The following is a 25,976-nucleotide window of genomic DNA, read 5'->3' on the forward strand; positions in this document are numbered from 1 at the left end:
TTGGTCAATCCGTAGATCCGGTTGTTGAACAGCAGGATCTTGAGGTTGACGTTCCGCCGGAGCGCGTGGATCAGGTGGTTACCACCGATCGAGAGAGCGTCGCCGTCGCCGGTCACCACCCACACGGACAGGTCCGGCCGGGTGGCCGAAAGGCCGGTGGCGATCGCCGGGGCGCGACCGTGGATGGAGTGCATCCCGTAGGTGTTCATGTAGTACGGGAAGCGGGACGAGCAGCCGATGCCGGAGATGAAGACGATCCGCTCGCGCGGGATGTTCAGCTCCGGCATGAAGCCCTGAACGGCCGCCAGGATCGCGTAGTCACCGCAACCTGGGCACCAGCGCACCTCCTGGTCGGACTTGAAGTCCTTGGCGGTGAGCTTGAGGGCGATGGGCTCAGACATTCTTGAGGACCTCTTCCAGCATCGTCTCCAGCTCGGCGGCGGTGAACGGCAGACCGCGGACCTGGTTGTAGCCGATCGCGTCGACCAGGTACCTCGCGCGGATGACGTGCGCCAGCTGGCCGAGGTTCATCTCGGGGATGACCACGCGGTCGTACGAACGGAGCACCGCACCGAGGTTGGCCGGCATCGGGGCGAGGTGACGCAGGTGCGCCTGCGCCACGGAGAGGCCGCGCTGGCGCAGGCCCCGGCAGGCCGCGCCGATCGGGCCGTACGTCGAGCCCCAGCCGAGCACCAGCACCCGCGCGTCGCCGTCCGGGTCCTCGACCTCGACGTCCGGCACCGGGATCGTCTCGATCCGGGCGGCCCGGGTACGGACCATGAAGTCGTGGTTGGCCGGGTCGTACGAGATGTCGCCGGTCTTGTCGGCCTTCTCCAGCCCGCCGATCCGGTGCTCCAGGCCCGGCGTGCCCGGGATGGCCCACGGGCGGGCCAGCGTCTCCGGGTCGCGCAGGTACGGCAGGAAGGTGGTGCCGTCCTCGCCGTTCGGGGCGGTCGCGAACTCCACCCGCAGGTCGGGCAGGGAGTCGACGTCGGGCAGCAGCCACGGCTCGGAGCCGTTGGCGACGTAGTTGTCCGACAGCAGGATCACCGGGGTGCGGTAGGTGAGGGCGATCCGGGCCGCCTCCAGGGCCGCGTAGAAGCAGTCCGCGGGGGACTTCGGCGCGATCACCGCGACCGGGGCCTCGCCGTGGCGGCCGTAGAGCGCCAGATTCAAGTCGGCCTGCTCGGTCTTCGTCGGCATGCCGGTCGACGGGCCGGCCCGCTGCACGTCGACGATGACCAGCGGCAGTTCCAGTGCCACCGCCAGGGAGATCGTCTCGCTCTTGAGGGCGACGCCCGGGCCGCTGGTGGTGGTGATGCCGAGCGCGCCTCCGTACGACGCGCCCAGTGCCGCGCCGACCGCGGCGATCTCGTCCTCGGCCTGCATGGTGAGCACGCCGAACTTCTTGTGCTTGCTCAGCTCGTGCAGGATGTCCGACGCCGGGGTGATCGGGTAGGCGCCGAGGAAGACCGGCAGGCCGGAGCGGACACCGGCGGCGACCAGGCCGAGCGAGAGCGCCGCGTTGCCGGTGATGTTGCGGTAGGTGCCGGGCGGCATCTGCGCCGGCTTCACCTCGTAGCGGACCGCGAAGTCCTCGGTCGTCTCGCCGAAGTTCCAACCGGCCCGGAAGGCGGCCACGTTCGCCGCCACCAGCTCCGGCCGGCGCGCGAACTTGCGCTCCAGGAACCTTAGTGTCGACTCGTACGGGCGGGAGTACATCCAGGAGAGCAGGCCGAGGGCGAACATGTTCTTGGCCCGCTCGGCGTCCTTCTTGGACACGTCCTGGTCGGCGAGGGCGCCGATCGTCATCGAGGTGAGCGCCACCGGGTGCACCGCGTAGCCGGCGAGCGTGTCGTCATCGAGCGGGCTGACCTGGTAGCCGACCTTGGCCAGGTTGCGCTTGGTGAACTCGTCGGTGTTGACGATGATGTCCGCGCCGCGAGGAAGGTCGACCAGGTTGGCCTTGAGCGCGGCCGGGTTCATGGCCACCAGCACGTTCGGCGCGTCGCCGGGGGTGAGGATGTCGTAGTCGGCGAAGTGCACCTGGAAGCTCGACACGCCCGGCAGGGTGCCGGCGGGTGCCCGGATCTCCGCGGGGAAGTTGGGCAAGGTGGAGATGTCGTTGCCGAGCTGGGCCGTCTCGGAGGTGAACCGGTCGCCGGTCAGCTGCATGCCGTCGCCGGAGTCGCCGGCGAACCGGATGACCACCCGGTCCAGTTGACGGATCTGCTTGCTCACGCCTGCACCTCGCTTCGCTGTGCGCGGTGGCGGCTCGAGTTGCTGGTGACCCCGCCTTGCCCGGCCACGCGACCTCCCTTACGCACCCTGCACCGCGCCGGCCGTGACTGGCCCGGCCCGCATGTGGTTTCTCACCTGAGAGCCTACGTCGGACCGACCCGTCACCTTCCCCGGAGGTTCATCGACTGGGACCGGATTGGGGGGTGAAATTCACCACTTCGTGGGGTTTCGCATCTCCTGCCGTAATAGAGATCACGATCGGCCGATGTCTCGGGCCTGTGGATCAAACTTTCGCGTCGTGCCCGCCCGGCACCACCGGCCGGGTGAGCCATCGACGCACCGCCGCGCCGGCCAGCCAGAGCGCCAGCACGATGAGCAGCGTCGAGACCACGACGAGGACCATCGCGATACGCCGTTCCGAGGAGCCGCCCGGCTCGTCCGGCAGCGTCCCGCCGGCACCCAGGACGCCTTGCGAGCCCGTCGGCGCGGGCGCGGCCACCACGGTTGCCAGCGCGACCGCGGCGCTGATCCGGAAGCTCATCTGCACCTGACGGGCACCGCCGCGGGCCGGCACGAGCCGGGCCACCACCGCGCCCGTCAGCGGTGCGTCCCGCTGGGCGGCCGGCGTGGCCTCGACCGGCAGCCGGAGGCTCACGTGGCGTCCGGCCCGGATCGCACCCAGGTCGCAGCGGATCCGGGTCGGGTCGAGCGGTACGCAGCCGGTCGGTGGCGCCGGCACGCTGACTCCGGCGGGCAGGAGCACGTCGATCCGGCCCGTGGCGTCCGCCGTGCCGGTGTTGGTCAGCCGTACGGCGAGGTCCGTGGCGGTGCCGCTGATGTCGAAGGTGACCTCGTCGGCCTCGAGCGCGATGCCGGCCGCCGGGGGCCCCGGTGGGAAGAGCACCGCGAACCCCTCGTCGTCGCCGGCCGATCCCGGCACTCCGGGGGCGCTGGCGGTGACCGCGACCGAGCCGCCCAACGGCATCCGTCGCCACGCGTCCCCGGCGACCCGGAGTCGGATCAGGCTGCTGAACCGGGCGCCCGCGGGCGCCGTCCACTCGCCGCAGCGGTACGCGCCGCCGCCGGTCGCCACGCAGCCGGCCGTGCCGGCGTCCATGAGCCCGGTGGGGAGCCGGTACGACAGGGCGACCCGAGCAGTCGTGCTCCCCGTGTTGGTGACGGTGACGCGCAACGTGGTGACCGTGCTGCTCGCGTTCCAGTACACGGGGGTCAGGGCGACGTCTCCGGTGCTGACCCGTACCCCGAGCGGGTGCGGCGCCGGAGCGCTGTGCGGCGCCGACGGCTGGACCGGAGGCCTCGGCGGCCCGGTGGGCGTCCCCGTGGGCGGCGCGGCGGTGGTGGGCTGCGCCGTCCACGGCGTGCTGGTGGCCGGCAGCGGCGGGTCACTCGTCGGTGGCGCGCTGGTCTCCTGCGGCGGATCGATGGTCGGTGGTGCGGTCGTCGGCCCCGGGTCGATAGCGGTCGGCTCCGCCGTCGGCGTCTCGCCGCCCTGCTCGTCGGGGTCGGTGAGCACAGCGACGGGGCTGGCCGTCGGGTCACCGGGCGCGGCCGGCCCCGGCAGCACGGCGAGGACGGTGAGCACGCAGAGCGTGACGGTCACCCCGAGCGCAGGCACGGCACGGGAACGCCGCGCTCGCCCGGCCGGTACGTCCACGCTGGCCATCTGCCCTCCGGTGACAACGGATCAGGGGTCCCATCGTCGGTACCGTTGCCGCACGGCACCAGTCCCGCCCGGAAACAAATCCGTAACGTGTCCGGAATTGGTCAACCGGCCGGGCGGTAGGCTGCCGATCGTGGACGGTTACCTGGGCTCGTACGCGACGCTCGGGCTCCTGCTGCTCGTCAGCGTCCTCTTCTTCGTGGTGGCGTTCACCGCCAACCGGGTGCTGCGTCCGGGCCGTCCCGCCGAGCCGCCCGGCAAGCGGGCGAGCTACGAGTGCGGGCTCGATCCGGTCGGTGGCGACTGGGCGCAGATGCAGATCCGCTACTACGTGTACGCGTACCTCTATGTGCTCTTCGCAGTCGAGGCGGTGTTCCTCTTCCCCTGGGCCGTGGTCTTCGACCGGCCCGGGTTCGGCCTGGTCACGGTCGTCGAGATGGCGATCTTCGTGGCGGTGCTGGCGCTCGGCATCCTCTACGCCTGGCGTCGCAACATCCTGCGCTGGACCTGAGGCGGCAGGAGCCCGAGCGTTCCGGGGGACCACTCCGGCTCGCCCTGCCAGCTTCGGGCCGGCTGCCCGCCGCAGGGCCGGCGCGGGTGCGGTCGGCGGCTCGATCAGGCCAGGCCGCGCCGGGTCGCCGCCGGCGGGCGATCCCCGCGGATCGAGGCGACCATGTCGAGCACCCGGCGCGTGGCGCGCACCTGGTGGGCCCGGAACACCCGGGCACCGAGCCAGGCCGAGACGACGGTCGCGGCGATCGTGCCCTCCAGCCGCTCGGCGGCCGGCAGGTCCAGCGTCTCCCCGACGAAGTCCTTGTTCGAGAGCGCGACCAGTAGCGGCCAGCCGGTGGCGGTCAGCTCGTCCAGCCGCCGGGTGATCTCCAGCGAGTGGCGGGTGTTCTTGCCGAAATCGTGTGCCGGGTCGATGAGGATCCCGTCGGCGCGTACGCCCAGCGCGACCGCGCGTTCGGCGAGCCCGGTGACCGTGGCGACCACGTCGGCCACGACGTCGTCGAAGGCGGCCCGGTGCGGGCGGGTCCGGGGCGCCAGCCCGCCGGCGTGCGAGCAGACGAGCCCGGCACCGGTCTCCGCGGCGACCCGGGCCAGCGCGGGGTCCGCCCCGGACCAGGTGTCGTTGAGCAGGTCGGCACCGGCGGCCACCGCTTCCACGGCGACCTCCGCACGCCACGTGTCGATGGAGATCACCACGTCCGGGAAGGCGGCGCGGACGGCGGCGATGGTGCCGACCGTACGTCGGATCTCCTCGGTGACGTCGACCTCGGCGCCCGGGCCGGCCTTCACCCCGCCGATGTCGATGATCTCGGCGCCCTCGGTCACCGCGCGCTCCACCGCCCGTAGCGCGCTGTCCGCCTCGAACGTCGCCCCCCGGTCGAAGAACGAGTCCGGCGTGCGGTTGACGATCGCCATCACCACCAGCTCACCGGGGGCGAAGGTCCGCCCACCGAGCCGCAGCTCCCCGGCCATTGCCGCCTCCCTCACCGAAGCCCTGCGGGCGTTCCCCGCACCGGCCGGTCCCGACGCTAACCCGTCCGCCGACGCACCGTTCGAACGGTCCGTCGGCCCGGCGTCGGTGGCGGGCTCGCCCCGGTCCGTTCGGCATGCCACGATCTGTGCATGGGTCAGGTTCTGCTCATGCTGGTCGTGGCGTTGACCGTCGCGGCGGTGGTGTTCGGGGTGACGGCGCTGGTCACCGGTCGTGATCCTGGCCTGGTGCCGGCCGAACCGGACGGACGTGCCGTACCGCTGCCGGGCGACCGGCCGTTGCGGGAAACGGACGTCGAGGAGATCCGGTTCGACACCGTGCTGCGTGGGTACCAGATGGCTCAGGTCGATCGGGCGTTGCGTCGCGCCGCCTACGACATCGGCTACAAGTCCGAGCTGATCGGTGTGCTGGAGGCGGAGGTAGCCGCGTTGCGGGAGGGGCGGACGGCGGACGCGGAGGCCCTGCGGCGGGCCCGCGAGCAGGCTGGTGCCGCCGCGTCGGCGTCCACCGGGGTCGCCGCCGTGCCCGGCACGACGCCCGGAAGCGACCGGACGTTCGAGGCGGGGGGCGGGCAGCCCGAGTTGGCGGTCACCGCTGCCGAGCCCTTCGTCACCGCCGACGGTGCCGCGACCCGCGGGACCACCTTCATCGGCCCCACCTCCGCTCCGGGCGACCCGGACGACGCGGCAGCCGGCCGGAGCAAGCCGGCGGACGGCTCCGGCGGGCACGGCCCGGTGGTGCGCTCGGAGCCGGTGTGACCGCAGAGCAGGGCGGGGACGATCTGCCCGAGGCGGCCCAGCCGGGCGCCGGCGAGGTGACCGCGACGGTCATCGTCGACGCCCCCGCGGAACGGGTCTTCGCCGCGTTGCTCGCCTGGGAGCGGCAGTCCGACTGGATCCCGTTCACCCGGGTACGGGTGGTCGAGGGTGACGGTCGCGAGGGCAGCCTCGTCGAGGCGCTGACCGCGCTCGGCCCGACCGAGCTTCGAGACGAGATGCGGGTGGTCCGGGTCGACGAGCCCTACGAGATCGGGGTGGTGCACTGCGGCCCGTTGCTGCGCGGCCCGGGCGTGCTGCGCTGCACCCCGTTGGCCCGTGACCGGACGCAGGTCGTGTGGCACGAGTGGTTCCACCTGCCCGGCGGCGCCGTCGGTCGGGTCGCCTGGCCGGTGATCTGGCCCGGCTCCAAGCTCGGGCTGACCCGCGCGCTGCGACGGTTCGGTCGGCTCGTCGAGCAGGGGCGGCTGCCGTGACCGGCGTGGCGGCGTGGCCCGCGAACGGCCGCAGCCACCCCTCTACCGATCGGTGACCCGCGCCCTGGGCAGCCCCGCGACGATGGGCGATGGGCTGTCGGTGCTTTGGCCTAGCGTGTGCAGACGTGACTGACCTGGTGATCGGTGCCGACGGGCTACCGCGCTGCGCCTGGGGGGCGAGCACCCCCGACTACGCCGCCTACCACGACACCGAGTGGGGGCAACCGCTGCACGGCGACGACGCGCTCTACGAGCGGATGACGCTGGAGGCGTTCCAGTCCGGGCTGTCCTGGCTGACGATCCTGCGCAAGCGCCCCGCCTTCCGGTTGGCCTTCGACGAGTTCCGGATCCCGACCGTGGCGGAATACGGCGAGGCCGACGTGACCCGGCTGCTGGCCGACGCCGGGATCGTCCGCAACCGCGCCAAGATCGAGGCCGCCATCGCCAACGCGCGGTCGGCCGCGGAGCTGCCCGAGGGGCTCTCCGCGCTGCTCTGGTCGTTCGCCCCGGCCCCACGCCCGGCCCGCCCGACCTCCTTCGCCGAGGTGCCGGCGATCACCGCCGAGTCGACGGCGATGGCCAAGGCGCTCAAGAAACGCGGCTTCCGGTTCGTCGGCCCGACCACGGCGTACGCGCTGATGCAGGCCACCGGGATGGTCGACGACCATCTCGACGGCTGCCATGTCAAGCCGACCGGCACGGCGTGATGGGATGGGAGGCATGACGACCGACACCGCGCACCGGCCGGACGGGACGGGCCGGACGGCGAGCACCGGCGCCTGGGCCGTCCTGCTGCCCGCCGGCCGCTACGACGCCGAACGGCTGGTGCACCACGACACGCTCGAGCTGACCGGCCTGGACGGCACCGTGCGCCCCCGTCCCGGCGAGGACGTGGCGGTGCTGATCGACGAGCCGGTGCGGGTGGTGGCCCTCGGTCGTGTCGCCGCGGCCACCGGCACCCGCCCGGACGACCCGGAGGACCCGCAGTCCGACCGCGAGGCGGCTCTGGTGGTGACGTACACCCGGCGGGCCTTCGACGAGCCGCTGCCGGCCGGTCAGCTCGCCCCCGATCGACCGGTCACCCCGCTCGACCCGGCGGTCCACCGGGCGCTGGCCGAGCGGCTCGGTCCGCCGCCGCCCCGACGTACCTGGCTGGTCAGCCTCGACCTGCCGATCGAGGCCGACTCGCCCGCCGAGGCGGTCCGCCTCTTCTGGTCGTACGTGCAGGAGCTGGGCCCGCGCGAGCTGCCCGCCTTCGTGTCGCCCGCCGGCGACGAACTCGCCATGCAGGCGTTCGTGCTCGGCGCCGAGGCCAACCAGGATCCGGAGGAGGACGACTGAGCCCGGTCGGGAGTGGCCTCGCGAGCGTGACCCGGCCGCCGCCCGCTCAGCGTCCCTCGAAGACCGGCCGTTCCTTGGCGACGAAGGCCATGGTGGCCGCCCGGTGGTCCGTGGTGGCACCGCAGATGCTCTGCGCCTGAGCCTCGGCCGCGAGCGCGTCGGCGAGGGTGCCGGCGTCGGCGATGGAGAGCTGCCGCTTGATCGCCCCGTACGCGACCGTCGGCCCGGCGGCCAGCCGTGCGGCCAGTTCCTGCGCGGCCGGAAGCACCTGCTCGTCGTCGTCGACCATGCGGTTCAGCAGCCCGAGCCGGCAGGCCTCCTCGGCGCGTACGGGCTCGGCGAGCATCAGCAGCTCGACCGCCTTGGCGTGGCCGACCAGCCGGGGCAGCGTCCACGACGCGCCGGTGTCGGCGGCGAGCCCGACCTTCGCGAACGCCATCAGGAAGCTGGTGCTCGGTCCACCGATCCGGATGTCGGCCAGGAAGGCCAGCGAGGCGCCGGCCCCGGCGGCCATCCCGCGCACCGCCGCCACCACCGGCTTCGGCAGGTTGGCCAGGCGGGCGGCGATCGGGTTGTAGTGCGCCCCGACGGTGGACAGCGGGTCCGTGCCGGTGGATTCCAGCGTCGCCACATGCTCGCGCAGGTCCTGCCCGGCGCTGAACGAGCCACCCGCCCCGGCGAGCACCACGGCCCGGCAGCTGCGGTCGGTCTCCAGTTCGGCCAGGACGTCCCGAAGGGCCTCCTTCAGCGCCACGTCGAACGCGTTCATCGCCTTCGGGCGGTTCAGCGTCAGCGTGACGACGGCGTCGGTCCGGTCGACGAGCAGGGGCTCAGTCACTTTGTCTAACGACCCTTCTGTCGGGCGATGCGGTTACCGGCGTCGAGGCACCTCTCGACGTACCGGTCGGCGGCCGGTCGCAGCCGGGCCGCGTGCCGGTCGAAGAAGCTGGCGGCAGCGGTGCCGGGCCAGCGTTCGGGAAGCAGCGCGGGCGGCAGCTGTGGGTCCCGGAACAGGAAGGTACGCCACGCGTGCACCAGCCGGAACCGGGCGGCGTACGCCTCCTCGTCCCCGCTGCGTACGTTCACCTTCGCGATCAGGGGCCGCTGCTCGGTCACGAACCGCTCGTACGCCTGCCCGATCTCGTTGAGGTTCCAGGCGCGGCGTACGACGGCCATCGCACCCGGCGTGCCGGCCGCGTGCGCCGCGGTGAACCGCTCGTGCCGCACCCCCGCCTCGCTGAGCAGCACGTCGACGTCCTCGCCCGGGCGGGTGGCCACCCAGGTGCACTCGTCGAGCGTCCCGTAGCCGAGGAAGGTGAGGTTCGCGGCGAGCCGTTGGCGCTCCCGACGGGACGTCGGTGCCTCCAGCACGATGAGGTCGAACCGGCCGTCCCAGCCGATCCGGCCCGTCCGATAGATCCGGGCGGCCGCCTCGTCGAGCCGCCGCGCCGCTTTGGACGTGATCGAATATCCCGGCCCGGAGGCCAGTTTGAGCGGGTCGAGCCAGCCCTGGCGGACCATCCGGGAGACGGCGGTGCGCACGGCCGGCGGGGCGATGCCCAGCGGTGCCAGCAGCTTGACCAGGGCGGCCACCGGTGCCCGGCCGCCCCTCGCCCGGAGGTGGTCGCCGTACAGGTCGAAGAGTGCCGACCGTGCCTGCATGACCGCACATTGTGACAGGCCTTCTCAAGATAAGCTAGATGCTGTTACATCAATACTGCTTCGGTTTGGGTCCGGCGGTGTTCATCAGGGAAAATCGTTGGTCGACGCCCCCGCGAAGGCTGCGGGTGGTCGTGATGAAGTGGCTGTGGGGCAACCCACCGACCCTGGTGTAGGTCTGAGGGGAGACAACATGGCGGCGATGAAGCCGCGGACGGGCGACGGTCCGCTGGAAGTCACCAAGGAGGGCCGGGGCATCGTCATGCGAGTCCCGCTGGAGGGCGGTGGCCGGCTCGTCGTCGAGATGACTCCCGACGAGGCCAATGCGCTCGGTGACGCACTGAAGGCGGCCGCCGGCTGATCGAGGAACGGTCTGGGCGGCGGCAGCCGTCCCGGCGGTTCGTCATACCCTGAGCCACCGGCCCCGGCCGGTGGCTCAGGGCTTCACCGGTGCGGAACGCGCCGCACCGAGACTTTCCTGGAGGTACGGTTCCGCGTGCTCGCCATCCGTCTGTTCGCCGAGCCCGACCGGCTCGACACACTCGTCCTGCCCGTCCGAGCGGCCGCAACGGCGGAGGGCGGCGACGCCCCGGCCATTCCGGTCCTGACCCCGGCCACGCTGCCCGAGGGAGTCGCCGACGAGGCCGCCGCACTGGTGCCGGCCGCGCGACTCACCGGTCGGGCCGGCGAGACCCGGACCCATCTCCGTCCGGGGCACAGCCCAGGCGTGCTGGTCCTGGTCGGGGTGGGCGACGGGGACGAGGCGGGCTGGCGGCGGGCCGGTGCCGCGATCGCCCGGGCGGTCGCCGACGAGGAGCACGCCACCGTCGCGCTGCCTGCCGACGCGTCCCCGGAGGCCGTGCGAGGGCTCTACGAGGGGCTGTTGCTGGCCTCCTACCGGTTCCGGCTGACCGACGCCGGTGAGGCGCCCACGCTCGCTCAGGTCGACCTCGTGGTCGCCGACCCGGACGACCACCTGGCGGTGGTCGAGACGGCCCGCACCACGGCCCAGCTGACCCGGTTCGCCCGTGACCTCACGAACACGCCCTCCTCGGTGAAGAATCCGCAGTGGTTCGCCGAGCAGGTGGCCGAGCGGGCCGACGGAACGCCGGACCTGCACCTGCGGGTACGCGGACCGGTCGAGCTGGCCGCCGGGGGCTTCGGCGGCATCCTCGCCGTCGGCGGCGGCTCGGCCAGCACCCCGCGCCTCGTCGAGCTGGACTGGCGCCCGGCCGACGCCCGTACGCACGTGGTGCTGGTCGGCAAGGGCATCACGTTCGACACCGGCGGCATCTCGATCAAGCCGGTGCCGGCGATGAAGCTGATGCGCAAGGACATGGGCGGTGCCGCTGCCGTGGTCGCCGCCACCCTCGGCGCGGCCGCGCTACGGCTGCCCGTCCGGGTCACCACGCTGGCGCCGCTCGCGGAGAACGCGGTGAGCGGGTCGGCGTTCCGCCCCGGCGACGTCATCCGCCACTACGGCGGGGTCACCAGTGAGACCACCAACTCCGACGCCGAGGGGCGGCTCGTCCTCGCCGACGCGATCAGTTACGCGGTCCGGGAGCTCAAGCCGGACGTGCTGGTCGACCTGGCCACGCTGACCGGGGCGAACGCAGTCGCGCTGGGCAAGCGGACGGGTGCCCTCTACAGCGAGAACGACGAGCTCGCCGGCACTTTCCTCGCCGCCGTCGAGGCGGCCGGTGAGCAGGCTTGGCGGATGCCGCTCCCGGCGGACTACGTCGAGTACCTCGGCAGCGAGGTGGCGGACCTGTTCAGCGCGCCGACGCAGGGAGCCGGTTCGGTGCTCGCCGCGCTCTACCTGCGCGAGTTCACCGACGACCTGCGCGACCGCTGGGTGCACGTGGACATGTCGGCGCCGTCCTGGGCCGACTCCGACGACGCCGAGCTGACCAAGGGCGCGACCGGTTGGGGCGTACGTTCGCTGCTGCGCTGGCTGGCGACGCTGAGCTGACCGGCGGTACCCGGCCCCGGCGGACCTACGGTTCGCCGGGGCCGGTCAGCACTTTGACCGCGGCGAGCAGCCCGTGCCCGGCCGGCAACAGGGCGGGGATCCAGTGCTCCGACTCCCGGATCGCCTTGATCGTCTCCCGGACGGTCACCGTCTCCGCGTCCCGCGCGGCCGGGTCCCCGATCCGGCCGCCGGCCAGCACCCCGTTGAGCACGAGGACGCCGCCGGGGCGCAGCAGCCGCAGCGCCGCCTCGACGCAGGCGTGGAAGCCGGTCACCTCGGCGTCGACGAAGAGCAGGTCGTACGCGCCGTCCGCCAGCCGTGGCAGCACGTCGAAGGCGCGACCGGTGATGATCCGGGTACGCCCGGTCGGGAAGCCCGCCTCCGTGAAGATCCGCCGGGCGATCCGTTGATGCTCCACCTCGACGTCGATGGTGGTGAGTACGCCGTCCGCGCGCATCCCACGCAGCAGCCAGACCCCGCTGACCCCGGTGCCGGTGCCGATCTCCACCACCGCCCGGGCGTTGCCGGCGGCGGCGAGCAGGCGTAGTGCCGCGCCCGCGCCGGGGGTCACCGCGTCGAGACCCACCTCGCGGGCCAGGCTGCGGGCGGTGCGGAGCACGAGATCCTCGGTGACGTACGACTCGGCGAACTGCAGGGCCGGGTTCGAACTGCCGGAACCGGCGACCGTGGCGATGGGGCACCTCCGGGCGGCGAAGTGGTGCAAGGGGTGGGTTCGCGGCTATGAGCCTAGAGGCGGCCCTCCGCACGCGCAGCCGCGCGTCCCGCCCACGCGATCACGGTGACAACCGCTGACCCCATCCCGGACATCCGTGCAATCCTGGAGGCGGTGTCCCGTCAGCCGCGGCCCGGACGCGCTTGTCGTGGTCGTGAGACGCGGGGCCCGGGGGACGGACTGGGAGGCACCGACGTGACCGACGGCTGGGACTGGCGCCGGCCCGGTGATGCTCCGGCACCAGCGGCACCGCCGGAGGTGGTCGGCCAGCCGGCCGCCACGCCGGGGTACCCGGTTGACCGCGAGGCATCGCCCTGGTGGTCCGATGCGCTCACCGACCCGTGGCGGGACCCGGCGGCGCCCGCTGCGGTGGTCGTCCCACTGGCGGGTCACAGCGGTACGGAGCCCGAGCCGGTCAGCGATCCGGACGCGCCCGGCCGGCCACGGCTCCGCGAGGTCCTCCTCATCCCGCTGGTCACGGCTCTGCTCGCGGGCGCTCTCGGCGGCGCCCTCGGGTACGCGCTGGCGGTGCGTGGCGGCGGCGCGGCCGGCACGGTGCTGGGCGCCGACCCGGGTCAGGCGCCCGCGCTCGCCCAGCGTCGACCGGAATCCCTGGCCGCGGTCGCCGAGCGGGTGCTGCCCAGCGTGGTGACCGTGCGGGTGAGCAGTCTCGGCGGTACGAGCGAGGGTTCCGGCTTCATCGCGAGCGCCGACGGGCACGTGATCACCAACGATCACGTGGTGGCCGGCGGCACCGGCCGGGCCTCGGTGATCTTCAACGACGGCACCTCCTCCGCGGCCAAACTGATCGGGCGGGACCCGGAGTCGGACATCGCGGTCATGAAAGTGGAGCGTTCCGGCCTGCGGCCGGTGGAGTTCGGTGATTCCGACTCGCTCGCCGTGGGCGACCCGGTGCTGGCCATCGGTTCGCCGCTGTCGCTGACCAACACGGTCACCGCCGGCATCGTGAGCGCGGTGGATCGGACGATGCAGGCCGGGGAGGCCGGCGGCCCGGTGCGGTACTACGCGGCGATCCAGACCGACGCCGCGGTCAACCACGGCAACTCCGGTGGTCCGCTCGTCGACGCGGCCGGCCGGGTGATCGGGGTGAACTCCACCATCAAGTCGTTGGTCTCGGAGGGGCAGGAGGCCGGCAACATCGGCCTCGCCTTCGCCATCCCGATCAACCAGGCGAAGCGGGTCACCCAGGACATCATCGGCACCGGCAAGGCTCGGCGTACGGTGATCGGCGCCCAGGTCGGCGGGCCGAACGCGGCCGTCCCCGGCGGCGGCGTACGCCTCGAATCGGTCGAGCCGTCCGGTCCGGCCCAGGCGGCCGGGCTCAGGGCCGGTGACGTGGTCCTGCGGCTGAACGGGCGGCCGATGACCGAGCCGAGCGATCTGATCGCACTGGTCCGCAAGTTCGCCCCGGGTTCGGTGGTCACGGTCGAGTACCGCAGGGGGTCGACCAGGCAGAACGCCTCCGTGACGTTGGCTGCGGACGCGAAGTGAACACTGCGTCACCCCCTCCCCGGTCCGCCTCCATCGTGCGTAGTCTTGCTCCTGACGCCGAGAGGGGGCCCGCAGGATGCTCGACAACCTGAACTGGTGGGAGATCGGTGCGCTACTTCTCCTAGCGCTGCTGATCTTCGGTGACCGGCTGCCCGCGGTCATCAGCGACGGGCTGCGAATGGTGCGCAACCTGCGCAACATGGCTCGCAACGCCACCAGCGACCTGAGCAAGGAACTCGGCACCGACATCCAGCTCGAGGACCTGCACCCGAAGGCGTTCATCCGCAAGCACCTGCTCAGCGAGGAGGACGAGCAGGCGATCCGGAAGCCGCTGCAGGGCGTGTACGACAACCTGCGCGCGGACGTCACAGGCGTGCACAACGAGCTGAAGGACGTGGCCAACGCCGCCGACCTGCGGTCGAACGGCCAGACGTCCACGGCCACCAGCGGCACTTCCGCTCCCGCTCAGCGGGTCAGCTACGACGACGCCACCTGATCAGTTGCCCTGATCGGCTCGATCAGCGGTAAGGCGCGCTGCCGCGGCTGACGGACACCGCGACCTCACCGAACCGGAGTCGATCGAACCGGCTAGCGGCCGGCGGGCTTCAGGCCGAGCGGCTTGCCCAGCAGCGACTCACGCCGTACGGCCAGCCGGTCGGCCACCTGGCCCAACGCCGCCGCGGCGGGCGACTCCGGCGCGGACAGCACGATCGGGTCGCCCACGTCACCGGCCTCCCGTACCCGGGTGTCCAGCGGGATCTGCCCGAGCAGGGGTACCTGGGCGCCGATGGTCCGGCTCAGCGACTCGGCGACGGTCTGCCCGCCACCGGCGCCGAAGACCTCCATCCGGGAACCGTCCGGCAGCTCCAGCCAGGACATGTTCTCGATCACACCGACCACCCGCTGGTGGGTCTGCAGCGCGATCGCGCCGGCCCGCTCCGCGACCTCGGCGGCCGCGGCCTGCGGGGTGGTCACCACGAGGATCTCCGAGTTGGGCAGCAGCTGGGCCAGCGAGATGGCCACGTCGCCGGTGCCGGGCGGCAGATCGAGCAGGAGCACGTCCAGGTCGCCCCAGTAGACGTCCGCGAGGAACTGCTGCAACGCCCGGTGCAGCATCGGGCCGCGCCACACCACGGCGGCGTTGCCGGCGGTGAACATGCCGATCGAGATGACCTTCACGCCGTGCGCCTGCGGCGGCATGATCATGTCTTCGACCCGGGTCGGGCGGCCGTCCGCGCCGAGCATCCGGGGCACCGAGTGACCGTAGATGTCCGCGTCGACGACGCCGACGGAGAGCCCCCGCGCGGCCAGCGCCGCTGCCAGGTTGACCGTGACGCTGGACTTGCCGACGCCGCCCTTGCCGCTGGCCACCGCGTAGACCCGGGTGCGGGAGCCGGGCTGGGCGAACGGGATCACCGGGTCGGCGTTCGCCGTACCGCCGCGCAGCTTCGCCTGCAGCGACTGACGCTGCTCGGGGCTCATGACCCCGAACTCGATCTCCACACCGGTCACGCCGGGCACCGCGGCGACCGCGGCGGTGATGTCCGCGCGCAGCTTGTCCTTCAGCGGGCAACCGGCGACGGTGAGCAGCAGCTCGACCCGTACCACGCCGTCCGGGCCGATCAGCGCGGACCGGACCATGTCCAGCTCGGTGATGGGCCGACGGATCTCCGGGTCGTTGACCGTGGCCAGAGCGGCCTGGATCGCGTCCTCGACGGTGCTGGCGGGTGCTGACATGCCCGCAATGCTACGTCGGCCGGTATCCGCTGCCGCGTCGCCGGGGGGCGGTGTGAGCGAATCGATGGGTCTCGGCAGCCACCCGACGGGGGGTGGACGAGCACCCGGCGAAGTGGGACTATCGAGACGGAACGCCGCTCGCCTGGCCCCTTGAGGCGCGCGGCGTTCAAGTGTCCGGACCCCTGTGCGCGCCGAGACGGCAGCACCCCGGGGGCGGTCAAACGTTCGGATTGCGTCGCGGCGTGGCGTCCCCGTGGCCGTCCCGGGTGAAGTCGCCGTCCAGCTCGTCCCGAGGTTCCGCCAGCCCTTCGTTGCCCGTCGTGCGGGCCTTCCCGTGCTGGCGCTGTTCGAGTCGCTGCCGGCGTTGGTTCGCCTCGTCGAGTTCCTCGGCCAGCCGGGCCAGTTCGGTGCGGACGAAGTCCCGGGTGGCCACCTCGCCCAGGGCGATCCGCAGCGCGGCGATCTCCCGGGCCAGGTACTCGGTGTCCGCCTTCTGCGCGGTCGCCCGCCGCCGGTCCTCCTCCAACGCCACCCGGTCCCGGTCCGCCTGCCGGTTCTGCGCCAGCAGGATGAGCGGCGCCGCGTAACTGGCCTGCAGGGACAGCACCAGCGTGAGGAACGTGAAGGTGTACGGGTCGAAGCGGACGCTGGGCGGGGCCAGCGTGTTCCAGCCGAACCAGATCCCGATCGCCAACGTCATGTAGACGATGAAGTTGGCGGTGCCCATGCTCCGGGCGATCCCCTCCGACCAGCGGCCGAACGCCTCCGGGTCGAAGCGGGGCAGCTTGACGCCTCGGGGCTCGCGCGGCTGGTCGAGCCGGCCCGCCCGCTGCCGCTCAGCCATCCGCGCCGTCCGGCGTCGGGACCGGGGACGGGGCGGCGATCGCGTCCCGATCCCGCCAGTCGCGCGGCAGCGAGTGGTCCAGCACGTCGTCGACCGTCACCGCGCCGACGAGCCGGTTGTTCTGGTCGATGACCGGCATGGCGACCAGGTCGTACGTGGCCATCCGGCGGGTTATCTCCGGCAGCGGGGTGGCCGGCTGAAGCGGGTCGATGTCGTTGACCACGACCCCGCCGAGCAGGTCGGCCGGCGGCTCGCGGAGCAGCCGCTGGAAGTGCACCATGCCCAGATAGCGTCCGGTGGGTGTGGTCATCGGGGCGCGGGCCACGAAGACCTGCGCCGCCACCGCGGGTGAGAGCTGGGGCTCCCGGATCCGCGCCAGCGCCTCGGCCACGGTGGCGTCCGGCGGCATGATGACCGGCTCGGAGGTCATCACGCTTCCCGCGGTGCCCGGGCTGTACTTGAGCAGCTGCCGCACCGGGTCGGCCTCGTCCGGCTGCATCAGGTCGAGCAGCACGTCCTGCTCGGGTGGGGGCAGTTCGTTGAGCAGGTCCGCGGCGTCGTCCGGATCCATCTCCTCCAGCACGTCGGCGGCCCGCTCCCGGTCCAGCGCCGCGAGGATCTCCACCTGGTCGCGTTCGGGCAGCTCGCTGAGCACATCGGCCAGCCGCTCGTCGTCGAGCGCGGCGGCCACCTCGTTTCGCCGCGCGTCCGGCAGGTCCTGCAACACGTTCGCCAGGTCGGCCGGGCGCATGTCCTCCAGCACGGCGAGCAGGTTCGCCGTACCCCGGGCGTCGGCGATCCCGGTCAGCCCCCGTACCCGTTCCCACTCGACCTGGTGCAGGTGGCCGCGGCGGGCGAGCCGCCCGGTCTGCTCGCGTACGGCCACCCGGGTGAGGTTCCACTCGCCACCCCGGCTGCACTCCATCGCCACGTCGACCACCGCGCCGGACTGGCCGCCCGGGTCCAACTGCACCCGCCGGTCCAGCAGCTCCTGGAGCACCAGCAGTTCGTTCGGGCGTTTCTCGAAGCGGCGCAGGTTGAGCGTGCCGGTGCCGAGTACGACGGCCTCCGCGTCGATCGAGGTGATCCGGTTGATGGAGAGGAAGATCCGCCGGCGCATCGGCATCTCGGCCACCAGGCCCACGATCTCCGGTCGCTGGGTGGGCCGGAGTCGGGCGACCGCGTCGCGGACGCGGCCGACCAGGTCACCGTTCGGATCGAAGACGGCAACTCCGGCGAGCCGGGCGAGGTAGACGCGGGTCGGGGATGTCACGGCCACCAGCCTAAGCGCCTAGGGTTTACCAACATGTCGACCTTGTCCTACGAGATCGTGGACGTCTTCACCGACCGCCCGTTCGCCGGAAACCCGCTGGCCGTGGTGTTCGGTGCCGAGGCCCTGGCCACCGAGCAGATGCAGTTACTCGCACTGGAGTTCAACCTCTCCGAGACGGCGTTCGTGCTGCCGCCCACCCAGGCCGGTGCCACCTACCGGGCTCGCATCTTCACCCCGACGGACGAACTGCCGTTCGCCGGCCACCCGAGTGTCGGTGCCGCGGTGGTGGCCGCCCGACGGGGCGTGTTCGGCGTGGGCCAGGTCGCACAGGAGTGCCTGGCCGGCATCATGCCGATCCAGGTCACCGAGACCGGCGCGACGCTGACCGGCGGCGTACCGACCCTGGGGCCCGAACTGGACCCGGAGCCGCTGCTGGCGATCGCGGGTCTCACCGCGGCCGACCACGCCGGGCCGGCACCCCGGGTCGCCGGGTGCGGGTTGGAGTTCCCGTACCTGCCGGTCCGCCCCGACGCGGTGGCCCGCGCCCGGGTCGACTCGGCGGCGGCACAGCGGCTCGGTGTGGACCATGTCTGCGTCTTCTCCTGGGACCCGTCGACCGAAACCGCGCACAGCCGGGTCTTCGTGCCCGGTATGGGGGTTCCGGAGGACCCGGCGACCGGGTCGGCGGCGCTGGGCCTCGGCGTCTGGCTGGTGGCCAGCGGTCTCCTCCCCGGCGACGGTCGCTCCAGCTACACCGTCCGGCAGGGCATCGAGATCAACCGGCCGTCGTCGCTGGCCTGCACGGTCACCGCGGCGAACGGCGCGGCAGTGGGAACCACGGTGGCGGGCCAGGTCGTCCCGGTGGCCCGGGGCGAGATCATGGTGCCGCCGTTCGTCGGCTGAACGGGGCGTACGGCAACGCTGACCGGGTCGGACAACGGAGGAGAGCGCTGTGACGGACGAGGACGGGCGGCGCAGCACGCCCCTGGTCGACGAGGTGATCAAGAAGGCCGCGGTGGTCTGGGTGAGCGTGTCCGGCGGCGCGGCCCGCGCGCTCTGGTGCGCCCCGCTGGAAGGCGCGCTGCTCGTGATCACCGGTCCCGGCGAGCAGACGGCGCCGGGGCTGGCCGAGGCGACCGGCGCGCACGTCACCATGCGTGGCGACCACGGCGGGCGGATCGTGACCTGGCCGGCCCGCGTCGACCGGGTGCTGCCGGGCACCGAGGAGTGGGAGACCGTCGCGCCGCTGGTCGCGGCGAAACGGCTGAACGCGCCCGGGTCCGCCACCGACCTGATGCAGCGCTGGGCGGACGACGGCTGTGCGCTGACCCGGCTCACGCCGGCCGGCGATCCGGTCTCCGGTGAGGCTCTGCCAACCGGCTCGCTCGCCGAACCGCCCCGGGACACCCCGGCGGCGCGCGCGACCCGTCGGCCGTTCCGGCTGCACCGGGTCCGCCGCCGCTGACCGTCGGGTCGCTTTCGGCTCCCGGAGCGGGATGGCCGCGCCCCCGATCGCGTCGCCGCCCCCGGGTCGTCACGTCCGGTCTCAGCCCGGCCGGTCCGGCTTGGCTGTCAAGCGGCAGAGGTCCGCCGCGGGACCGTCACGCGGGCGGCCGGCCGGCGGTGATCGGGGCGTACCGTCCCGTCGCCGGCCCGAGCTGGTCGCCGCCGGCGTCGACCAGGTCGAGCACCTCGCTCAGCGAACCGAGCACCGGGCCGCGCCAGTCGAGATCGGCGTTGAACACCATGTGTTCGGCGAGATCCGGCGCGGCCAGCCGGGCCGCGGTCAACCCGGCCCGCTCCGCGCCGGTGAGCTCCTGGCTGCCACCGTCGCCGACGAAGAGACACTCTCGCGGGGCCAGCCCGAGCCGCCGGCACGCCGCCAGGTAGAGCTCCGGATCCGGTTTGCAGCGCCCCACCTGCACCGAGAAGATCCGCACGTCGAGCAGGGGGGCGATGGCCAGGTCCGGCAGGAAGGCCGGCAGCTCGTGGGTGCAGTCGCTGATGAGGCCGGTGCGTAGTCCACGTTGGCGTAGCCCCGCCAGTGTCGGCACCGCGTCGGGCCGGAGCCGGGTGTCGGCGCGTACCGCCAGGTGCCGGGACGCCACGGCCAAGCGGACCGCGCCGTCCGACGGGTGTACGCCGGCCTGCGCGCAGACCCAACGCAGGGTCGCCTCGGCATTGCCGAACTGGCCGCTGGCCCGTTGGTAGAACGTCCGGTCCAACACCGCGGTGAACGTCTCGGCAGGGCAGCCGAGCAGTTCTGCGGTGCCGTGGTGGCCTGCGCCACGCTGAACGGACCGGGTCAGCGTGCCGAAGAAGTCGAAGAGCACCGCCTGGAACCTGGGCATGGGGGAGCGCCTCCGGGCGTGAGGGGGTCGCCGGCGCGGACCGCGTGATCGTAACGGAGCGCTGACGGTAAGTGTCGGTCCGGGTCGTGTGAGGATTGCTCCCCGTGTCCCCAGCTCAACACCGCCCGCCGCTCGACCCGATGACCATCGGGGCGCTCGCCCTCGCCGTGGTCGCCGTCTCGTCGTCCGCACCGCTGATCGCGTTCGCGGCCGCCCCCGCGCTGGCCGTCGCGTTCTGGCGGAACCTGCTCTCGGTCGCCCTGCTGGGCCCGTTCTCGGCGGTCCGGCGCCGCGCGGAGCTGCGTGCGCTCACCGTCGGCGCCGGACGGCGTGAGGGCCTGTACTGCGTGCTCTCCGGCGTCGCGCTCGCCGCACACTTCGCCACCTGGATGCCGAGCGCGCAGCTCACCTCGGTCGCCGCGGCGACCGCCCTGGGCGCCACCCAGCCGGTGTGGCAGGGGCTGATCGCCCGCGGCCAGGGGCGACGGTTGCCGCCGGTGGTGTGGGCGGGCATCGGGGTCGCGGTCGCCGGCGCGGTGTTCGCCACCGGCGCCGACTTCGCCGTCTCCGGCCGGGCGTTCGCCGGCGACCTGCTCGCGGTGGCCGGTGGCATGTTCGCGGCGATCTACACCGCGTTCGGCGAACGCGCCCGGGTCAGCGTCAGCACCGCCACGTACACCACCGTCTGCTACGGCGTGTGCTCGCTGATCCTGCTGGTCGTGTGCCTGGCCGGCGGCGTACGGGTGACCGGTTTCGACGGCCGTACCTGGCTGGCGATCCTCGCCCTGGTGGCGGGTGCCCAGCTGCTGGGGCACTCGATGTTCAACTACGCGCTGCGGCGGGTCTCCGCCACCACGGTGAGTGTGCTGATCCTGCTGGAGGCGCCGGGCGCCGCCCTGATCGGCTGGGTCTGGCTCGGCCAGCTGCCCCGACCGCTCGCCCTGCCCGGTCTGGCGCTGCTGCTCGCCGGAGTGGTCGTGGTGGTGCTCGGCGCGGCCCGCCGCCCCGCCCCCGCCCCCGTCCCCCCGGACGCCGCCCCCCTCCCCACCCCCCGCTGACGACCCGGCGGGCGCACTTTCCTTGAAAGAGTGGCCATTCCGCCGCCGGAACGGCCACTTTCCGTGAAAGTGCGGGGAGGGGCGTACGGGAGGGCGGGTATGCGAGGGCGCGGGAACGGGGGTGGCGGAGGGCGCGAGGTTGGGCCGGGAACGGCCGTCACGCCCTCGGCCGAGTTCCCGCCGCTGGACCCGCAGGAGCTGGGGGCGCTACGCCGCATCGGCGAGCACTGGCGGGCCGCCCCGGACGGAGCTCAACCCGACCCGTCGCGGCTGCCGTTGGATCCGACGATCGAACGGAGTCGAGCGGAGCCGGCACCCGGCCGCTTCGGCCGGCTCGCGCCGATCGCCATGTTCAAGCCCGGGGAGCCGGGTGAACTGGTGGCGACCGAGCCGGCGAACATTCCCGGCACCCGCGCAGGCCGGGCGCTGTCCCGCTGCCGACGGGCATTGTTGGGCCCGCCGCTGACCAGCGCGGCGGTGCTCTACGAGCGGATGCGCAAGCTGGTGGCCCTCCCGGTGCTCTCCTCCGACCTGCTCAGCTCGGTGGCGTACGGGCCGGAGGCGATGCTGGCCGTGCTGGTGCTCGCCGGCAGCGGCGCGCTCGGCCTGTCGCTACCGCTCGTCGCCGTGCTGGCCGTGCTCATGGTCGCGGTGGGCCTGTCCTACCGGCAGACCGTGGTCGCCTACCCGCACGGTGCCGGCTCGTACGTGGTGGCCCTGGACAACCTCGGCGTCCGGCCGGGGCTCGCCGCCGCAGCCGGCCTGATGGTCGACTACGTGCTGACCGTGGCGGTGTCGGTGGCGGCCGGGGTGCACGCGGTCACCTCGGCGCTGCCCGGCCTGGCCCGGTACACCGTGCCGCTCGGGCTGCTGACGATCCTCGTGCTGCTCGCCGGGAACCTGCGCGGGGTGCGGGCCGCCGGCAACCTCTTCGTCTGGCCCACGTACGCCTTCCTCCTCGCGCTGCTCGCGGTGCTCCTGGTCGGCTACGCGCGCGCCGGCGCGCGGGGTTTCGAACCGGTCCCGCCGCCGCCGGTGCCGGCCACCGAAGGGCTGGGGCTGCTGCTGGTGCTGCGCGCGTTCGCGTCGGGGGCCGTGTCGATGACCGGCATCGAGGCGGTGTCGAACGCCGTCCCCGCGTTCCGCCCGCCCGAATGGCGCAACGCCCGTACGACGCTCAGCTGGATGATCGGGATGCTGGTCGTGCTCTTCATCGGGCTGACCGTGCTGATCCACCTGAGCGGGCTGGCACCGGCCCCGGAGAAGACCCTGCTGTCCCAACTCGCCCGGGCCACGTTCCCCACCGGCCCCTGGTACGCGCTGGTGCAGGCGGCCACCGCGCTGATCCTGCTGCTGGCCGCGAACACCGCGTTCAACGGGTTCCCCCGGCTGCTCTTCTTCATGGCCCGGGCCGGCCACGCGCCGCGCCGGTTCCTGCACATGGGGGACCGGTTGGCGTTCAGCAACGGCCTGGTCGCGCTCGCGGTCACGGCGGGAGTGGTCTTCCTGGTGTTCCGCGGCCGTACCCAGGCGCTCATCCCGCTCTACGCGGTCGGGGTCTTCCTCGCCTTCACCCTGTCGCAGAGCGGCATGGTGGTGCACTGGCACCGGCGACGCAACCGAGGCTGGCGCCGGCGCGCAGCGATCAACGCGCTCGGCGCGTTCCTCTCCGGCCTGGTGCTGGTGACCGCCGCCATCACCAAGTTCACCGAGGGCGCCTGGGTGGTGGTCGTCGCCGTACCGCTGCTGGTGCTGCTCGCGCTCGCCATCCACCGGCACTACCGGCGGCTGCAACGGTCACTGGCCCTGCATCCGCCGCCGGACGGCCGGCGTCCCGGGCCGGCGCTCACCGCGGTGCCGCTGCCCGGCGCGGCCGAACCAGGTGCGCCGGCCGAGGCCCAGGAGCTTCCGCAGCAGGTACGCCACCTCGTGGTGGTGCCGGTCGCCCGCCTGAACCGGGCGTCGCTGCGGGCGCTGGCGTACGCGGCGTCGCTGCGCCAGCCGACCCTGGCCGTGCACATCGCCCCCGAGGACCCGGAAGCGGACCGGTTCCGTGAACAGTGGGAGGCCTGGGGCGACCACGTGCGGCTGGAGACGATCGTGTCGCCCTACCGGACGTCGATCGGGCCGCTCGCCCACTACCTGGAGGCGTTGCACGCCTCCCGCCCCGATGTTCTGCTCACCGTCGTGGTGCCGGAGGTGGTGGTGCGGGGACCGTGGCAGCGGCTGCTGCACAGCCGGGCCGAGCATCGCCTGCGCCGTGCCCTGCGAGCCCTGCCCGGTGTGGTGGTGACGAGCCTGCCGGTCCATCTGGCCGACTAGTCCAGGCGACCCAGCGGCTGGCCGCTCGGCATACCGAAGCGCCTCCCTCCGTGGTAGCCGGGTGCTCGCCGCCGTTCTCCGGGTTCTCCGGTTTCCCGATCGACCGGACAGGCGTCGGTCGGGCGCGAACCCGTCGTGTGGCTGGCCCGAGTGGCGGGCCGACGACCGTTACCCGGCGCCCACGGTTCGAGCGCGACTTGCGCTGGCCAGGCGCTATCGCTACGTTACTTGAAAATGATTTCCGTTTCCGGCTAGGGCGAGAGTATGTCAAGGCACTACTGGGTCACCACAGGTGAACCCACGTTCGACAAGTCCGTCTTCCGTCGACTACGGCCTGCGCGCCGGTCGTCATCCGAATTCCACAGTCGGCAGCACCGGGTGGCCGTGCTCGGCGGGCGCGTCCGCACAGCGTTGCCCGTCGAGGGCACGCGGACGATCGGCCGGCGCAGCACCGAAACCCTCGTACGCGATCTGCCCGCCGCTCGGGTTGAACTCTGATGGCGAAGGCGGCCGGGATCCGGCCGATCCTCCGGCTGAAGAGCGCTCCTGAACGCGATCGAGAACCGGCGACCTCCGAGGCGGAAGCGACAGCGCCTCGACGGTTCGTCGTCCGACTACTCGTGGTGTGCGGTGTGCTGGCCTGCGGGCTGGCAGTCGCTGTCGTCGCCGGTGTGGCGTTGGGGCCGGTCCGGATTCCCCCGCTCGAGGTGGTCACTGCCCTGGCCGACGATCTCGGACTGCCTCTTCCTGGCGACGCAGCCGGTGGGGAGCACGCCACCGTGATCAACTACATCCGGTTGCCGAGGGTGCTCGTCGGTGCGTTGGTGGGTGCCGCGTTGGGCATCGCGGGGGCAACCATGCAGGCGGTCTTCCGGAATCCACTGGCGGAGCCGGGCGTCATCGGAGTCTCCTCCGGCGCTGCGCTCGGCGCCGTCGCGGCGATCTACTTCGGCTGGACGGCGTTCACCCCCTGGATGCTGCCGGCTACGGCGTTCGTGGGTGCCGTCGCCGCGATGGGTTTCGTCTTCATGGTCGCCGCCCTGCGCCGGGACCGGGGCCCCGTGACTCTCCTGCTGGTCGGCATCGCGGTCAGCGCCTTCTTCGGTGCGCTGATCTCGGTGATGGTGGCGACGACGACGAACAACGAGGAGTTGCGCGGCATCGTGTTCTGGCTGCAAGGCGGGCTCGGCGCCAGAACGTGGCAGCACGTCCAGTTGGCCGCGGTCCCGGTGGTGGCAGGTTGCCTGTTGTTGACCGTGTTCGGGCGAGACCTGAACGTCCTGTTACTCGGTGACGACGGCGCCCGTGCTGCCGGGCTCGACGTGGCCCGCCAACGGGTGGTGATCCTCGGGCTTACCTCGCTGTTGACCGGCGCGGCGGTGGCTGTCAGCGGGGTCATCGGCTTCGTGGGGCTGGTTGTCCCGCACGCGCTGCGCCTGGTGATCGGTCCGGACAACCGGATTCTCTTGCCCGCCAGCGCACTCGGCGGCGCGGCGTTCCTGGTCCTGGCCGACCTGATAGCGCGCGTCGCCTTCAGCCCCGCCAGCCTGCAGGTGGGCATCGTCACCGCCCTGTTCGGGGCGCCGGTCTTCCTGGCCTTGGTGCTGCGGCGGCGCGGGGCCTCGGGCGGTCTTCGATGATCGTCAACGCCGTCAACGTGGGGCTGCGTCAGGGTGCCACCCGCATCCTCCATGCGGTCGATGTCGCAGTCTCCGCCGGGGAGGTTGTCGGCATCATCGGGCCCAACGGCGCCGGCAAGTCCACGCTGCTGCGCGCGATCGCGGGCGTGGTCATCCCCGACGAGGGTGAGATCACGATCGCCGGAGTGGACGTGGCCAGCGCGCGGCCCAGGTTGCTGGCGCGGCAGCTGGCACTTGTCGAGCAACACCCGGTCATGCAGTTCGACTTCAACGTCCGTGACTACGTCCTGTTGGGCAGGCACGCCCACCTGGGGCGCTTCCAGGCGGAGGGTGCCGTGGACGCTGCCCATACGGCAGCGGCACTGGCGAAGGTGGGCATCTCCGCGTTCGCGTCCCGGAACGTGACGACCCTGTCCGGCGGCGAACGCCAGCTCGCGGCGATCGCCCGGGCACTGGTGCAGCAACCCCGCGCCCTGCTGCTCGACGAACCGACGTCCGCACTCGACCTGAGCCACCAACTCCGGGTCCTGGAGCTCGTCCGGGACCTGGCCGCCGAGCAGCTCGCCGTGATCGTCGTGGTTCACGACCTCGACCTGGCGGCGCGGATGTGCGACCGGCTGGTCCTGCTCGTCGATGGACGCGTCAGCGCCGACGGGCCACCGGAGACGGTCTTGGACGCGGACCTGCTACGCGACGCGTACCACGTGCACAGCGTCGTGCGCCCCAGTCCCGACACCGACGCGCAGACCGTGACGGCGCTGCGTCACATCCCGACCCCGAACAACAAGTCCGAGTAAATACCCGGAAAGGAATCCCATGAGAGCACCAACCGCCGTACGCCGCGCTCTGGCGCTGG

The 25,976-nt window shown here is 72.7% G+C and carries 26 protein-coding genes; 15 read left to right on the forward strand and 11 right to left on the reverse strand.

The features are described from left to right. The 3 genes from AB0F98_RS28120 to AB0F98_RS28130 all read right to left on the reverse strand — a co-directional run. Positions 1 to 401: thiamine pyrophosphate-dependent enzyme (locus AB0F98_RS28120; protein ID WP_357741324.1), on the reverse strand; the 401-nt coding region annotated here is incomplete at its 3' end. After that, complete coding sequence (locus AB0F98_RS28125) at positions 394 to 2,241, reverse strand: 2-oxoacid:acceptor oxidoreductase subunit alpha (protein WP_357741327.1); 1,848 nt, start codon at positions 2,239 to 2,241, stop codon at positions 394 to 396. The genes AB0F98_RS28120 and AB0F98_RS28125, both read right to left, overlap by 8 nt. A 283-nt stretch (positions 2,242 to 2,524) precedes the next feature. After that, the gene (locus tag AB0F98_RS28130) at positions 2,525 to 3,925 is read right to left on the reverse strand and encodes a hypothetical protein (protein ID WP_357741331.1); all 1,401 of its coding nucleotides are present in this window, start codon (positions 3,923 to 3,925) and stop codon (positions 2,525 to 2,527) included. A gap of 130 nt (positions 3,926 to 4,055) precedes the next feature. Between AB0F98_RS28130 and ndhC the strand changes: the two genes are divergently transcribed. Then, positions 4,056 to 4,433 carry an NADH-quinone oxidoreductase subunit A gene (gene ndhC / locus AB0F98_RS28135; RefSeq protein WP_076470837.1) on the forward strand — a complete coding sequence of 126 codons (378 nt, stop codon included), beginning with the start codon at positions 4,056 to 4,058 and terminating at the stop codon, positions 4,431 to 4,433. 104 nt (positions 4,434 to 4,537) lie between these two features. Here ndhC and folP read toward each other — a convergent pair whose 3' ends face one another. Continuing rightward, the gene (gene folP / locus AB0F98_RS28140) at positions 4,538 to 5,407 is read right to left on the reverse strand and encodes a dihydropteroate synthase (RefSeq protein WP_357741335.1); all 870 of its coding nucleotides are present in this window, start codon (positions 5,405 to 5,407) and stop codon (positions 4,538 to 4,540) included. 150 nt (positions 5,408 to 5,557) lie between these two features. On the opposite strand from folP, the gene AB0F98_RS28145 reads away from it, so the two are divergent. From AB0F98_RS28145 to AB0F98_RS28160, 4 genes are all read left to right on the forward strand, one after another. Next, the gene (locus tag AB0F98_RS28145; protein WP_357741338.1) at positions 5,558 to 6,184 is read left to right on the forward strand and encodes a DivIVA domain-containing protein; all 627 of its coding nucleotides are present in this window, start codon (positions 5,558 to 5,560) and stop codon (positions 6,182 to 6,184) included. Continuing rightward, positions 6,181 to 6,678 carry an SRPBCC family protein gene (locus tag AB0F98_RS28150; protein ID WP_357741340.1) on the forward strand — a complete coding sequence of 166 codons (498 nt, stop codon included), beginning with the start codon at positions 6,181 to 6,183 and terminating at the stop codon, positions 6,676 to 6,678. The genes AB0F98_RS28145 and AB0F98_RS28150 overlap by 4 nt, the downstream gene beginning before the upstream one ends. Positions 6,679 to 6,803: 125 nt before the next feature. Continuing rightward, positions 6,804 to 7,385: a DNA-3-methyladenine glycosylase I gene (locus AB0F98_RS28155; RefSeq protein ID WP_357741343.1), complete on the forward strand. Its 582-nt coding sequence runs from the start codon at positions 6,804 to 6,806 to the stop codon at positions 7,383 to 7,385. Positions 7,386 to 7,398: 13 nt separating this feature from the next. Beyond that, entirely contained in the window at positions 7,399 to 8,019 is a 621-nt protein-coding gene (locus AB0F98_RS28160) for a hypothetical protein (RefSeq protein WP_357741346.1), read from the forward strand. Between the two features lie 46 nt (positions 8,020 to 8,065). On the opposite strand, the gene AB0F98_RS28165 is transcribed toward AB0F98_RS28160, so the two are convergent. Continuing rightward, on the reverse strand, positions 8,066 to 8,857 hold the full coding sequence (locus AB0F98_RS28165; protein WP_357741349.1) for an enoyl-CoA hydratase-related protein: 792 nt from the start codon (positions 8,855 to 8,857) through the stop codon (positions 8,066 to 8,068). 5 nt (positions 8,858 to 8,862) lie between these two features. Beyond that, a complete protein-coding gene (locus AB0F98_RS28170) occupies positions 8,863 to 9,681 on the reverse strand; it encodes a PaaX family transcriptional regulator C-terminal domain-containing protein (RefSeq protein ID WP_357741351.1) in 819 nt (272 codons plus the stop codon). Positions 9,682 to 9,871: 190 nt separating this feature from the next. Between AB0F98_RS28170 and AB0F98_RS28175 the strand changes: the two genes are divergently transcribed. Then, the gene (locus AB0F98_RS28175; protein WP_007455245.1) at positions 9,872 to 10,039 is read left to right on the forward strand and encodes a DUF3117 domain-containing protein; all 168 of its coding nucleotides are present in this window, start codon (positions 9,872 to 9,874) and stop codon (positions 10,037 to 10,039) included. A 135-nt stretch (positions 10,040 to 10,174) separates the two neighbouring features. Further along, the gene (locus AB0F98_RS28180; RefSeq protein ID WP_357741354.1) at positions 10,175 to 11,650 is read left to right on the forward strand and encodes a leucyl aminopeptidase family protein; all 1,476 of its coding nucleotides are present in this window, start codon (positions 10,175 to 10,177) and stop codon (positions 11,648 to 11,650) included. A gap of 25 nt (positions 11,651 to 11,675) precedes the next feature. Here AB0F98_RS28180 and AB0F98_RS28185 read toward each other — a convergent pair whose 3' ends face one another. Beyond that, complete coding sequence (locus AB0F98_RS28185; protein ID WP_357741548.1) at positions 11,676 to 12,305, reverse strand: O-methyltransferase; 630 nt, start codon at positions 12,303 to 12,305, stop codon at positions 11,676 to 11,678. Between the two features lie 258 nt (positions 12,306 to 12,563). Here AB0F98_RS28185 and AB0F98_RS28190 point away from each other — a divergent pair, with 258 nt between their 5' ends. After that, on the forward strand, positions 12,564 to 13,895 hold the full coding sequence (locus tag AB0F98_RS28190) for a trypsin-like peptidase domain-containing protein (protein ID WP_357741551.1): 1,332 nt from the start codon (positions 12,564 to 12,566) through the stop codon (positions 13,893 to 13,895). A gap of 76 nt (positions 13,896 to 13,971) precedes the next feature. Continuing rightward, positions 13,972 to 14,391: a preprotein translocase subunit TatB gene (locus AB0F98_RS28195; protein WP_357741357.1), complete on the forward strand. Its 420-nt coding sequence runs from the start codon at positions 13,972 to 13,974 to the stop codon at positions 14,389 to 14,391. A gap of 92 nt (positions 14,392 to 14,483) precedes the next feature. Here the strand turns inward: AB0F98_RS28195 and AB0F98_RS28200 are convergent, their stop codons facing one another. From AB0F98_RS28200 to AB0F98_RS28210, 3 genes are all read right to left on the reverse strand, one after another. Continuing rightward, complete coding sequence (locus tag AB0F98_RS28200; protein WP_357741360.1) at positions 14,484 to 15,632, reverse strand: P-loop NTPase; 1,149 nt, start codon at positions 15,630 to 15,632, stop codon at positions 14,484 to 14,486. Positions 15,633 to 15,849: 217 nt separating this feature from the next. Continuing rightward, a complete protein-coding gene (locus tag AB0F98_RS28205; RefSeq protein ID WP_357741362.1) occupies positions 15,850 to 16,476 on the reverse strand; it encodes a DUF1003 domain-containing protein in 627 nt (208 codons plus the stop codon). After that, the gene (locus tag AB0F98_RS28210; protein ID WP_357741365.1) at positions 16,469 to 17,749 is read right to left on the reverse strand and encodes a CBS domain-containing protein; all 1,281 of its coding nucleotides are present in this window, start codon (positions 17,747 to 17,749) and stop codon (positions 16,469 to 16,471) included. Before AB0F98_RS28210 ends, AB0F98_RS28205 begins: the two co-directional genes overlap by 8 nt. A 33-nt stretch (positions 17,750 to 17,782) precedes the next feature. Here AB0F98_RS28210 and AB0F98_RS28215 point away from each other — a divergent pair, with 33 nt between their 5' ends. After that, positions 17,783 to 18,652, forward strand: coding sequence for a PhzF family phenazine biosynthesis protein (locus AB0F98_RS28215; protein WP_357741368.1), 870 nt, complete (start codon positions 17,783 to 17,785; stop codon positions 18,650 to 18,652). Positions 18,653 to 18,701: 49 nt separating this feature from the next. Further along, a complete protein-coding gene (locus AB0F98_RS28220; protein ID WP_357741371.1) occupies positions 18,702 to 19,214 on the forward strand; it encodes a hypothetical protein in 513 nt (170 codons plus the stop codon). 136 nt (positions 19,215 to 19,350) lie between these two features. Here the strand turns inward: AB0F98_RS28220 and AB0F98_RS28225 are convergent, their stop codons facing one another. Continuing rightward, the gene (locus AB0F98_RS28225) at positions 19,351 to 20,100 is read right to left on the reverse strand and encodes an HAD-IA family hydrolase (RefSeq protein ID WP_357741374.1); all 750 of its coding nucleotides are present in this window, start codon (positions 20,098 to 20,100) and stop codon (positions 19,351 to 19,353) included. A 140-nt stretch (positions 20,101 to 20,240) separates the two neighbouring features. On the opposite strand from AB0F98_RS28225, the gene AB0F98_RS28230 reads away from it, so the two are divergent. The 4 genes from AB0F98_RS28230 to AB0F98_RS28245 all read left to right on the forward strand — a co-directional run bounded on the left by AB0F98_RS28230 (position 20,241) and on the right by AB0F98_RS28245 (position 25,917). Next, positions 20,241 to 21,158, forward strand: a complete 918-nt coding sequence (locus AB0F98_RS28230) for a DMT family transporter (RefSeq protein WP_357741554.1) — start codon at positions 20,241 to 20,243, stop codon at positions 21,156 to 21,158. Between the two features lie 99 nt (positions 21,159 to 21,257). Beyond that, positions 21,258 to 23,480, forward strand: coding sequence for an APC family permease (locus AB0F98_RS28235; RefSeq protein ID WP_357741377.1), 2,223 nt, complete (start codon positions 21,258 to 21,260; stop codon positions 23,478 to 23,480). A 497-nt stretch (positions 23,481 to 23,977) separates the two neighbouring features. Further along, positions 23,978 to 25,120, forward strand: coding sequence for an iron ABC transporter permease (locus AB0F98_RS28240; RefSeq protein WP_357741379.1), 1,143 nt, complete (start codon positions 23,978 to 23,980; stop codon positions 25,118 to 25,120). Continuing rightward, positions 25,117 to 25,917, forward strand: a complete 801-nt coding sequence (locus AB0F98_RS28245) for an ABC transporter ATP-binding protein (RefSeq protein ID WP_357741382.1) — start codon at positions 25,117 to 25,119, stop codon at positions 25,915 to 25,917. The genes AB0F98_RS28240 and AB0F98_RS28245 overlap by 4 nt, the downstream gene beginning before the upstream one ends. The last annotated feature ends 59 nt before the right edge of the window (positions 25,918 to 25,976 follow it).

It is taken from the genome of Micromonospora sp. NPDC023737, from assembly GCF_040639715.1.
GTDB lineage: Bacteria > Actinomycetota > Actinomycetes > Mycobacteriales > Micromonosporaceae > Micromonospora.

Bases quoted from the DNA above. Each gene is read 5' to 3' on its own strand.
- AB0F98_RS28130 (WP_357741331.1), bottom strand. From the start codon at position 3,925: ATGGCCAGCGTGGACGTACCGGCCGGGCGAGCGCGGCGTTCCCGTGCC.
- folP (WP_357741335.1), bottom strand. From the start codon at position 5,407: ATGGCCGGGGAGCTGCGGCTCGGTGGGCGGACCTTCGCCCCCGGTGAG.
- AB0F98_RS28145 (WP_357741338.1), top strand. From the start codon at position 5,558: ATGGGTCAGGTTCTGCTCATGCTGGTCGTGGCGTTGACCGTCGCGGCG.
- AB0F98_RS28160 (WP_357741346.1), top strand. From the start codon at position 7,399: ATGACGACCGACACCGCGCACCGGCCGGACGGGACGGGCCGGACGGCG.
- AB0F98_RS28170 (WP_357741351.1), bottom strand. From the start codon at position 9,681: ATGCAGGCACGGTCGGCACTCTTCGACCTGTACGGCGACCACCTCCGG.
- AB0F98_RS28175 (WP_007455245.1), top strand. From the start codon at position 9,872: ATGGCGGCGATGAAGCCGCGGACGGGCGACGGTCCGCTGGAAGTCACC.
- AB0F98_RS28195 (WP_357741357.1), top strand. From the start codon at position 13,972: ATGCTCGACAACCTGAACTGGTGGGAGATCGGTGCGCTACTTCTCCTA.
- AB0F98_RS28200 (WP_357741360.1), bottom strand. From the start codon at position 15,632: ATGTCAGCACCCGCCAGCACCGTCGAGGACGCGATCCAGGCCGCTCTG.
- AB0F98_RS28205 (WP_357741362.1), bottom strand. From the start codon at position 16,476: ATGGCTGAGCGGCAGCGGGCGGGCCGGCTCGACCAGCCGCGCGAGCCC.
- AB0F98_RS28215 (WP_357741368.1), top strand. From the start codon at position 17,783: ATGTCGACCTTGTCCTACGAGATCGTGGACGTCTTCACCGACCGCCCG.
- AB0F98_RS28225 (WP_357741374.1), bottom strand. From the start codon at position 20,100: ATGCCCAGGTTCCAGGCGGTGCTCTTCGACTTCTTCGGCACGCTGACC.
- AB0F98_RS28230 (WP_357741554.1), top strand. From the start codon at position 20,241: ATGACCATCGGGGCGCTCGCCCTCGCCGTGGTCGCCGTCTCGTCGTCC.
- AB0F98_RS28235 (WP_357741377.1), top strand. From the start codon at position 21,258: ATGCGAGGGCGCGGGAACGGGGGTGGCGGAGGGCGCGAGGTTGGGCCG.
- AB0F98_RS28240 (WP_357741379.1), top strand. From the start codon at position 23,978: ATGGCGAAGGCGGCCGGGATCCGGCCGATCCTCCGGCTGAAGAGCGCT.
- AB0F98_RS28245 (WP_357741382.1), top strand. From the start codon at position 25,117: ATGATCGTCAACGCCGTCAACGTGGGGCTGCGTCAGGGTGCCACCCGC.